This window comes from Escherichia sp. WS3227_2, assembly GCF_046486495.1.
GTDB lineage: Bacteria > Pseudomonadota > Gammaproteobacteria > Enterobacterales > Enterobacteriaceae > Escherichia > Escherichia coli.
Genome location: NZ_JBJQLG010000033.1, coordinates 1 through 9946, shown reverse-complemented (window position 1 = coordinate 9946; position 9946 = coordinate 1). Strand labels below are relative to the sequence as shown.

Annotated in this window: 14 protein-coding genes; all 14 read left to right on the top strand. The window is 57.5% G+C overall.

The features are described 5' to 3' along the window. The coding region (locus tag ACJHXB_RS24370; RefSeq protein WP_410233547.1) for a phage portal protein at window positions 1–751 on the top strand (751 nt) is incomplete at its 5' end. Beyond that, a complete protein-coding gene (locus ACJHXB_RS24365) occupies window positions 732–2051 on the top strand; it encodes a S49 family peptidase (RefSeq protein WP_000123307.1) in 1320 nt (439 codons plus the stop codon). The genes ACJHXB_RS24370 and ACJHXB_RS24365, both read left to right, overlap by 20 nt. Window positions 2052–2060: 9 nt before the next feature. Then, window positions 2061–2393, top strand: coding sequence for a head decoration protein (locus tag ACJHXB_RS24360; protein WP_001297109.1), 333 nt, complete (start codon window positions 2061–2063; stop codon window positions 2391–2393). 55 nt (window positions 2394–2448) lie between these two features. Then, the gene (locus ACJHXB_RS24355; RefSeq protein ID WP_000063277.1) at window positions 2449–3474 is read left to right on the top strand and encodes a major capsid protein; all 1026 of its coding nucleotides are present in this window, start codon (window positions 2449–2451) and stop codon (window positions 3472–3474) included. Window positions 3475–3515: 41 nt separating this feature from the next. Next, window positions 3516–3914: a DNA-packaging protein FI gene (locus tag ACJHXB_RS24350; protein WP_000158905.1), complete on the top strand. Its 399-nt coding sequence runs from the start codon at window positions 3516–3518 to the stop codon at window positions 3912–3914. A gap of 11 nt (window positions 3915–3925) precedes the next feature. Further along, on the top strand, window positions 3926–4279 hold the full coding sequence (locus ACJHXB_RS24345; protein WP_000752979.1) for a head-tail joining protein: 354 nt from the start codon (window positions 3926–3928) through the stop codon (window positions 4277–4279). Between the two features lie 11 nt (window positions 4280–4290). Beyond that, a complete protein-coding gene (locus ACJHXB_RS24340) occupies window positions 4291–4869 on the top strand; it encodes a phage tail protein (RefSeq protein ID WP_000975070.1) in 579 nt (192 codons plus the stop codon). Next, a complete protein-coding gene (locus tag ACJHXB_RS24335) occupies window positions 4866–5261 on the top strand; it encodes a phage minor tail U family protein (protein WP_000683128.1) in 396 nt (131 codons plus the stop codon). Before ACJHXB_RS24340 ends, ACJHXB_RS24335 begins: the two co-directional genes overlap by 4 nt. A 7-nt stretch (window positions 5262–5268) precedes the next feature. Continuing rightward, window positions 5269–6009, top strand: coding sequence for a phage tail protein (locus tag ACJHXB_RS24330; RefSeq protein WP_001467857.1), 741 nt, complete (start codon window positions 5269–5271; stop codon window positions 6007–6009). A gap of 15 nt (window positions 6010–6024) precedes the next feature. Further along, complete coding sequence (gpG, locus tag ACJHXB_RS24325) at window positions 6025–6447, top strand: phage tail assembly chaperone G (RefSeq protein WP_000479162.1); 423 nt, start codon at window positions 6025–6027, stop codon at window positions 6445–6447. Beyond that, complete coding sequence (locus ACJHXB_RS24320; RefSeq protein WP_000459474.1) at window positions 6429–6863, top strand: phage tail assembly protein T; 435 nt, start codon at window positions 6429–6431, stop codon at window positions 6861–6863. Before gpG ends, ACJHXB_RS24320 begins: the two co-directional genes overlap by 19 nt. Further along, window positions 6856–9417 carry a phage tail tape measure protein gene (locus ACJHXB_RS24315; protein ID WP_097742648.1) on the top strand — a complete coding sequence of 854 codons (2562 nt, stop codon included), beginning with the start codon at window positions 6856–6858 and terminating at the stop codon, window positions 9415–9417. Before ACJHXB_RS24320 ends, ACJHXB_RS24315 begins: the two co-directional genes overlap by 8 nt. Next, window positions 9414–9743, top strand: a complete 330-nt coding sequence (locus ACJHXB_RS24310; protein WP_000847339.1) for a phage tail protein — start codon at window positions 9414–9416, stop codon at window positions 9741–9743. Before ACJHXB_RS24315 ends, ACJHXB_RS24310 begins: the two co-directional genes overlap by 4 nt. Then, window positions 9743–9946, top strand: a 204-nt coding sequence (locus ACJHXB_RS24305) for a phage minor tail protein L (protein ID WP_410233546.1), incomplete at its 3' end; no start/stop codon positions are given. The genes ACJHXB_RS24310 and ACJHXB_RS24305, both read left to right, overlap by 1 nt.

Below are 9946 nucleotides of genomic sequence, written 5' to 3'. Positions count from 1 at the left end.
TGAGCTGGATACGCAGTCAGCGATGGATTTTATTCTGGGCGCGAACAGTCAGGAGCAGCGGGAAAGGCTGACCGGCTGGATTGGTGAAATTGCCGCGTATTACGCCGCAGCGCCGGTCCGGCTGGGAGGCGCAAAAGTACCGCACCTGATGCCGGGTGACTCACTGAACCTGCAGACGGCTCAGGATACGGATAACGGCTACTCCGTGTTTGAGCAGTCACTGCTGCGGTATATCGCTGCCGGGCTGGGTGTCTCGTATGAGCAGCTTTCCCGGAATTACGCCCAGATGAGCTACTCCACGGCACGGGCCAGTGCGAACGAGTCGTGGGCGTACTTTATGGGGCGGCGAAAATTCGTCGCATCCCGTCAGGCGAGCCAGATGTTTCTGTGCTGGCTGGAAGAGGCCATCGTTCGCCGCGTGGTGACGTTACCTTCAAAAGCGCGCTTCAGTTTTCAGGAAGCCCGCAGTGCCTGGGGGAACTGCGACTGGATAGGCTCCGGTCGTATGGCCATCGATGGTCTGAAAGAAGTTCAGGAAGCGGTGATGCTGATAGAAGCCGGACTGAGTACCTACGAGAAAGAGTGCGCAAAACGCGGTGACGACTATCAGGAAATTTTTGCCCAGCAGGTCCGTGAAACGATGGAGCGCCGTGCAGCCGGTCTTAAACCGCCCGCCTGGGCGGCTGCAGCATTTGAATCCGGGCTGCGACAATCAACAGAGGAGGAGAAGAGTGACAGCAGAGCTGCGTAATCTCCCGCATATTGCCAGCATGGCCTTTAATGAGCCGCTGATGCTTGAACCCGCCTATGCGCGGGTTTTCTTTTGTGCGCTTGCAGGCCAGCTTGGGATCAGCCGCCTGACGGATGCGGTGTCCGGCGACAGCCTGACTGCCCAGGAGGCACTCGCGACGCTGGCATTATCCGGTGATGATGACGGACCACGACAGGCCCGCAGTTATCAGGTCATGAACGGCATCGCCGTGCTGCCGGTGTCCGGCACGCTGGTCAGCCGGACGCGGGCGCTGCAGCCGTACTCGGGGATGACCGGTTACAACGGCATTATCGCCCGTCTGCAACAGGCTGCCAGCGATCCGATGGTGGACGGCATTCTGCTCGATATGGACACGCCCGGCGGGATGGTGGCGGGGGCATTTGACTGCGCTGACATCATCGCCCGTGTGCGTGACATAAAACCGGTATGGGCGCTTGCCAACGACATGAACTGCAGTGCAGGTCAGTTGCTTGCCAGTGCCGCCTCCCGGCGTCTGGTCACGCAGACCGCCCGGACAGGCTCCATCGGCGTCATGATGGCTCACAGTAATTACGGTGCTGCGCTGGAGAAACAGGGTGTGGAAATCACGCTGATTTACAGCGGCAGCCATAAGGTGGATGGCAACCCCTACAGCCATCTTCCGGATGACGTCCGGGAGACACTGCAGTCCCGGATGGACGCAACCCGCCAGATGTTTGCGCAGAAGGTGTCGGCATATACCGGCCTGTCCGTGCAGGCTGTGCTGGATACCGAGGCTGCAGTGTACAGCGGTCAGGAGGCCATTGATGCCGGACTGGCTGATGAACTTGTTAACAGCACCGATGCGATCACCGTCATGCGTGATGCACTGGATGCACGTAAATCCCGTCTCTCAGGAGGACGAATGACCAAAGAGACTCAATCAACAACTGTTTCAGCCACTGCTTCGCAGGCTGACGTTACTGACGTGGTGCCAGCGACGGAGGGCGAGAACGCCAGCGCGGCGCAGCCGGACGTAAACGCGCAGATCACCGCAGCGGTTGCGGCAGAAAACAGCCGCATTATGGGGATCCTCAACTGTGAGGAGGCTCACGGACGCGAAGAACAGGCACGCGTGCTGGCAGAAACCCCCGGTATGACCGTGAAAACGGCCCGCCGCATTCTGGCCGCAGCACCACAGAGTGCACAGGCGCGCAGTGACACTGCGCTGGATCGTCTGATGCAGGGGGCACCGGCACCGCTGGCTGCAGGTAACCCGGCATCTGATGCCGTTAACGATTTGCTGAACACACCAGTGTAAGGGATGTTTATGACGAGCAAAGAAACCTTTACCCATTACCAGCCGCAGGGCAACAGTGACCCGGCTCATACCGCAACCGCGCCCGGCGGATTGAGTGCGAAAGCGCCTGCAATGACCCCGCTGATGCTGGACACCTCCAGCCGTAAGCTGGTTGCGTGGGATGGCACCACCGACGGTGCTGCCGTTGGCATTCTTGCGGTTGCTGCTGACCAGACCAGCACCACGCTGACGTTCTACAAGTCCGGCACGTTCCGTTATGAGGATGTGCTCTGGCCGGAGGCTGCCAGCGACGAGACGAAAAAACGGACCGCGTTTGCCGGAACGGCAATCAGCATCGTTTAACTTTACCCTTCATCACTAAAGGCCGCCTGTGCGGCTTTTTTTACGGGATTTTTTTATGTCGATGTACACAACCGCCCAACTGCTGGCGGCAAATGAGCAGAAATTTAAGTTTGATCCGCTGTTTCTGCGTCTCTTTTTCCGTGAGAGCTATCCCTTCACCACGGAGAAAGTCTATCTCTCACAAATTCCGGGACTGGTAAACATGGCGCTGTACGTTTCGCCGATTGTTTCCGGTGAGGTTATCCGTTCCCGTGGCGGCTCCACCTCTGAATTTACGCCGGGATATGTCAAGCCGAAGCATGAAGTGAATCCGCAGATGACCCTGCGTCGCCTGCCGGATGAAGATCCGCAGAATCTGGCGGACCCGGCTTACCGCCGCCGTCGCATCATCATGCAGAACATGCGTGACGAAGAGCTGGCCATTGCTCAGGTCGAAGAGATGCAGGCAGTTTCTGCCGTGCTTAAGGGCAAATACACCATGACCGGTGAAGCCTTCGATCCGGTTGAGGTGGATATGGGCCGCAGTGAGGAGAATAACATCACGCAGTCCGGCGGCACGGAGTGGAGCAAGCGTGACAAGTCCACGTATGACCCGACCGACGATATCGAAGCCTACGCGCTGAACGCCAGCGGTGTTGTGAATATCATCGTGTTCGATCCGAAAGGCTGGGCGCTGTTCCGTTCCTTCAAAGCCGTCAAGGAGAAGCTGGATACTCGTCGCGGCTCTCATTCCGAGCTGGAGACAGCGGTGAAAGACCTAGGTAAAGCGGTGTCCTATAAGGGGATGTATGGCGATGTGGCCATCGTCGTGTATTCCGGACAGTACGTGGAAAACGGCGTCAAAAAGAACTTCCTGCCGGACAACACGATGGTGCTGGGGAACACTCAGGCACGCGGTCTGCGCACCTATGGCTGCATTCAGGATGCGGACGCACAGCGCGAAGGCATTAACGCCTCTGCCCGTTACCCGAAAAACTGGGTGACCACCGGCGATCCGGCGCGTGAGTTCACCATGATTCAGTCAGCACCGCTGATGCTGCTGGCTGACCCTGATGAGTTCGTGTCCGTACAACTGGCGTAATCATGGCCCTTCGGGGCCATTGTTTCTCTGTGGAGGAGTCCATGACGAAAGATGAACTGATTGCCCGTCTCCGCTCGCTGGGTGAACAACTGAACCGTGATGTCAGCCTGACGGGGACGAAAGAAGAACTGGCGCTCCGTGTGGCAGAGCTGGAAGAGGAGCTTGATGACACGGATGAAACTGCCGGTCAGGACACCCCTCTCAGCCGGGAAAATGTGCTGACCGGACATGAAAATGAGGTGGGATCAGCGCAGCCGGATACCGTGATTCTGGATACGTCTGAACTGGTCACGGTCGTGGCACTGGTGAAGCTGCATACTGATGCACTTCACGCCACGCGGGATGAACCTGTGGCATTTGTGCTGCCGGGAACGGCGTTTCGTGTCTCTGCCGGTGTGGCAGCCGAAATGACAGAGCGCGGCCTGGCCAGAATGCAATAACGGGAGGCGCTGTGGCTGATTTCGATAACCTGTTCGATGCTGCCATTGCCCGCGCCGATGAAACGATACGCGGGTACATGGGAACGTCAGCCACCATTACATCCGGTGAGCAGTCCGGTGCGGTGATACGTGGTGTTTTTGATGACCCTGAAAATATCAGCTATGCCGGACAGGGCGTGCGCGTTGAAGGCTCCAGCCCGTCCCTGTTTGTCCGGACTGATGAGGTGCGGCAGCTGCGGCGTGGAGACACGCTGACCATCGGTGAGGAAAATTTCTGGGTAGATCGGGTTTCGCCGGATGATGGCGGAAGCTGTCATCTCTGGCTTGGACGGGGCGTGCCGCCTGCCGTTAACCGTCGCCGCTGAAAGGGGGATGTATGGCCATAAAAGGTCTTGAGCAGGCCGTTGAAAACCTCAGCCGTATCAGCAAAACGGCGGTGCCCGGTGCCGCCGCAATGGCCATTAACCGCGTTGCTTCATCCGCGATATCGCAGTCGGCGTCACAGGTTGCCCGTGAGACAAAGGTACGCCGGAAACTGGTAAAGGAAAGGGCCAGGCTGAAAAGGGCCACGGTCAAAAACCCGCAGGCCAGAATCAAAGTTAACCGGGGGGATTTGCCCGTAATCAAGCTGGGTAATGCGCGGGTTGTCCTGTCCCGCCGCAGGCGTCGTAAAAAGGGGCAGCGTTCATCCCTGAAAGGTGGCGGCAGCGTGCTTGTGGTGGGTAACCGTCGTATTCCCGGCGCGTTTATTCAGCAACTGAAAAATGGGCGGTGGCATGTCATGCAGCGTGTGGCCGGGAAAAACCGTTACCCCATTGATGTGGTGAAAATCCCGATGGCGGTGCCGCTTACCACGGCGTTTAAACAGAATATTGAACGGATACGGCGTGAACGTCTTCCGAAAGAGCTGGGCTATGCGCTGCAGCATCAACTGAGAATGGTAATAAAGCGATGAAACATACTGAACTCCGTGCAGCCGTACTGGATGCACTGGAGAAGCATGACACCGGGGCGACGCTTTTTGATGGTCGCCCCGCTGTTTTTGATGAGGCGGATTTTCCGGCAATTGCCGTTTATCTCACCGGCGCTGAATACACGGGCGAAGAGCTGGACAGCGATACCTGGCAGGCGGAGCTGCATATTGAAGTTTTCCTGCCTGCTCAGGTGCCGGATTCAGAGCTGGATTCGTGGATGGAGTCCCGGATTTATCCGGTGATGAGCGATATCCCGGCACTGTCAGATTTGATCACCAGTATGGTGGCCAGTGGCTATGACTACCGGCGCGACGATGATGCGGGCCTGTGGAGTTCAGCCGATCTGACTTATGTCATTACCTATGAAATGTGAGGACGCTATGCCTGTACCAAATCCAACAATGCCGGTGAAAGGTGCCGGGACCACACTGTGGGTTTATAAGGGGAACGGTGACCCTTATGCGAACCCGCTTTCAGACGTTGACTGGTCGCGTCTGGCTAAAGTTAAAGACCTGACGCCCGGCGAACTGACCGCTGAGTCCTATGACGACAGTTATCTCGATGATGAAGATGCGGACTGGACCGCGACCGGACAGGGGCAGAAGTCAGCCGGAGATACCAGCTTCACGCTGGCGTGGATGCCCGGAGAGCAGGGGCAGCAGGCGCTGCTGGCGTGGTTTAATGAAGGTGATACCCGTGCCTATAAAATCCGCTTCCCGAACGGCACGGTCGATGTGTTCCGTGGCTGGGTCAGCAGTATCGGTAAGGCGGTGACGGCGAAGGAAGTGATTACCCGCACGGTGAAGGTCACCAATGTGGGACGCCCGTCGATGGCAGAAGATCGCAGCACGGTGACGGCGGCCACCGGCATGACGGTAACGCCAGCCAGTGCTTCCGTAGTGAAAGGGCAGAGCACCACGCTGACCGTGGCATTCCAGCCGGAAGGCGCAACCGACAAGAGCTTCCGTGCGGTGTCTGCGGATAAAACAAAAGCCACCGTGTCGGTCAGTGGTATGACCATCACCGTGAACGGCGTTGCTGCAGGCAAGGTCAACATTCCGGTCGTATCCGGTAATGGTGAGTTTGCTGCGGTTGCAGAAATCACCGTCACCGCCAGTTAATCCGGAGAGTCAGCGATGTTCCTGAAAACCGAATCATTTGAACATAACGGCGTGACCGTCACGCTTTCTGAACTGTCAGCCCTACAGCGTATTGAGCATCTCGCCCTGATGAAACGGCAGGCAGAACAGGCGGAGTCAGACAGCAACCGGAAGTTTACTGTGGAAGACGCCATCAGAACCGGCGCTTTTGTGGTGGCGATGTCCCTGTGGCATAACCATCCGAAGAAGACGCAGATGCCGTCCATGAATGAAGCCGTTAAACAGATTGAGCAGGAAGTGCTTACCACCTGGCCTACAGAGGCAATTTCTCATGCTGAAAACGTGGTGTACCGGCTGTCCGGAATGTATGAGTTTGTGGTGAATGATGCCCCTGACCAGACAGAGGACGCCGGGCCTGCAGAGCCTGTTTCTGCGGGAAAGTGTTCGACGGTGAGCTGAGTTTTGCCCTGAAACTGGCGCGAGAGATGGGGCGACCTGACTGGCGCGCCATGCTTGCCGGGATGTCATCCACGGAGTATGCCGACTGGCACCGCTTTTACAGTACCCATTATTTTCATGATGTTCTGCTGGATATGCACTTTTCCGGGCTGACGTACACTGTGCTCAGCCTGTTTTTCAGCGATCCGGATATGCATCCGCTGGATTTCAGTTTGCTGAACCGGCGTGAGGATGACGAAGAGCCTGAAGATGATGTGCTGATGCAGAAAGCGGCAGGGCTTACCGGAGGCGTCCGCTTTGACCCGGACGGAAATGAAGTTATCCCCGCTTCCCCGGATATGGCGGGCATGACGGAGGATGACGTAATGCTGATGACAGTATCAGAAGGGATCGCAGGAGGAGTCCGGTATGGCTGAACCGGTAGGCGATCTGGTCGTTGATTTAAGTCTGGATGCGGCCAGATTTGACGAGCAGATGGCCAGAGTCAGGCGTCATTTTTCCGGTACGGAAAGTGATGCGAAAAAAACAGCGGCAGTCGTTGAACAGTCGCTGAGCCGACAGGCGCTGGCTGCACAGAAAGCGGGGATTTCCGTCGGGCAGTATAAAGCCGCCATGCGTATGCTGCCTGCACAGTTCACCGACGTGGCCACGCAGCTTGCAGGCGGGCAAAGCCCGTGGCTGATCCTGCTGCAACAGGGTGGTCAGGTTAAGGACTCCTTCGGCGGGATGATCCCCATGTTCCGGGGGCTTGCCGGTGCGATCACCCTGCCGATGGTCGGGGCCACCTCGCTGGCGGTGGCGACCGGTGCGCTGGCGTATGCCTGGTATCAGGGTAACTCAACCCTGTCCGATTTCAACAAAACGCTGGTCCTTTCCGGTAATCAGGCGGGACTGACGGCAGATCGTATGCTGGTCCTGTCCAGAGCCGGGCAGGCTGCAGGGCTGACGTTTAACCAGACCAGCGAGTCACTCAGTGCACTGGTTAAGGCGGGGGTAAGCGGTGAGGCTCAGATTGCGTCCATCAGCCAGAGTGTGGCGCGTTTCTCCTCTGCATCCGGTGTGGAGGTGGACAAGGTCGCTGAAGCCTTCGGGAAGCTGACCACTGACCCGACGTCGGGGCTGACGGCGATGGCGCGCCAGTTCCATAACGTGACGGCGGAGCAGATTGCGTATGTTGCTCAGTTGCAGCGTTCCGGCGATGAAGCCGGGGCATTGCAGGCGGCGAACGAGGCCGCAACGAAAGGGTTTGATGACCAGACCCGACGCCTGAAAGAGAACATGGGCACGCTGGAAACCTGGGCAGACAGGACAGCACGGGCATTCAAATCCATGTGGGATGCGGTGCTGGATATTGGTCGTCCTGATACCGCTCAGGAGATGCTGATTAAGGCAGAGGCTGCGTTTAAGAAAGCGGACGACATCTGGAATCTGCGCAAGGATGATTATTTTGTTAACGATGAAGCGCGGGCGCGTTACTGGGATGATCGTGAAAAGGCCCGTCTTGCGCTTGAAGCCGCCCGAAAGAAGGCTGAACAGCAGAGTCAACAGGACAAAAATGCGCAGCAGCAGAGCGATACCGAAGCGTCACGGCTGAAATATACCGAAGAGGCGCAGAAGGCTTACGAACGGCTGCAGACGCCGCTGGAGAAATATACCGCCCGTCAGGAAGAACTGAACAAGGCACTGAAAGACGGGAAAATCCTGCAGGCAGATTACAACACGCTGATGGCGGCGGCGAAAAAGGATTATGAAGCGACGCTGAAAAAGCCGAAACAGTCCGGCGTGAAGGTGTCTGCGGGCGATCGTCAGGAAGACAGTGCTCATGCTGCCCTGCTGACGCTTCAGGCAGAACTCCGGACACTGGAGAAGCATGCCGGAGCGAATGAGAAAATCAGCCAGCAGCGCCGGGATTTGTGGAAGGCAGAAAGTCAGTTCGCGGTACTGGAGGAGGCGGCACAACGTCGCCAGCTGTCCGCACAGGAGAAATCCCTGCTGGCGCATAAAGACGAGACGCTGGAGTACAAACGCCAGCTGGCTGCACTTGGCGATAAGGTCACGTATCAGGAGCACCTGAATGCGCTGGCGCAGCAGGCGGATAAATTCGCACAGCAACAACGGGCAAAACGGGCAGCCATTGATGCGAAAAACCGGGGGCTGACTGACCGGCAGGCAGCGCGGGACGCCACGGAACAGCGTCTGAAGGAACAGTATGGCGATAATCCGCTGGCGCTGAATAACGTCATGTCAGAGCAGAAAAAGACCTGGGCAGCTGAAGACCAGCTTCGCGGGAGCTGGATGGCAGGCCTCAAGTCAGGCTGGAGTGAGTGGGAAGAGAGCGCCACGGACAGTATGTCGCAGGTTAAAAGTGCAGCCACGCAGACCTTTGATGGTATTGCACAGAATATGGCGGCGATGCTGACCGGCAGTGAACAAAACTGGCGCAGCTTCACCCGATCCGTGCTGTCCATGATGACAGAAATTCTGCTTAAGCAGGCAATGGTGGGGATTGTCGGGAGTATCGGCAGCGCCATTGGCGGTGCTGTTGGTGGCGGCGCATCCGCGTCAGGCGGTACAGCCATTCAGGCAGCTGCGGCGAAATTCCATTTTGCGACAGGGGGATTTACGGGAACCGGCGGCAAATATGAGCCAGCGGGGATTGTTCACCGTGGTGAATTTGTCTTCACGAAGGAGGCAACCAGCCGGATTGGCGTGGGGAATCTCTACCGGCTGATGCGCGGCTATGCCACCGGTGGTTATGTCGGTACACCGGGCAGCCTGGCGGACAGCCGGTCGCAGGCGTCCGGGAAGTTTGAGCAGAATAACCATGTGGTGATTAATAACGACGGCACGAACGGGCAGATAGGTCCGGCTGCTCTGAAGGCGGTGTATGACATGGCCCGTAAGGCGGCAATGGATGTTGTGACCGGGCAGATGCGTGATGGTGGTCTGTTCTCCGGAGGTGGACGATGAAAACCTTCCGCTGGAAAGTGAAACCCGGTATGGATGTGGCTTCGGCTCCTTCCGTCAGGAAGGTGCGCTTTGGTGATGGCTATTCCCAGCGCGCGCCTGCCGGGCTGAATGCCAACCTGAAAACGTACAGCGTGACGATTTCTGTCCCCCGTTGGGAGGCCACGGCGCTGGAATCGTTTCTGGCAGAGCACGGAGGCTGGAAAGCCTTTCTGTGGACGCCGCCTTATGACTGGCGGCAGATAAAGGTGACCTGCGCAAAATGGTCGTCGCGGGTCAGTATGTTGCGTGTTGAGTTCAGCGCAGAGTTTGAACAGGTGGTGAACTGATGCAGGATATCCGACAGGAAACACTGAATGAATGCACCCGTGCGGAGCAGTCTGCCTGCGTGGTGCTCTGGGAAATCGATCTGACAGAGGTTGGTGGAGAACGTTATTTTTTCTGTAATGAGCTGAACGAAAAAGGTGAGCCGGTCACCTGGCAGGGGCGACAGTATCAGCCGTATCCCATTCAGGGGAGTGGTTTTGAACTG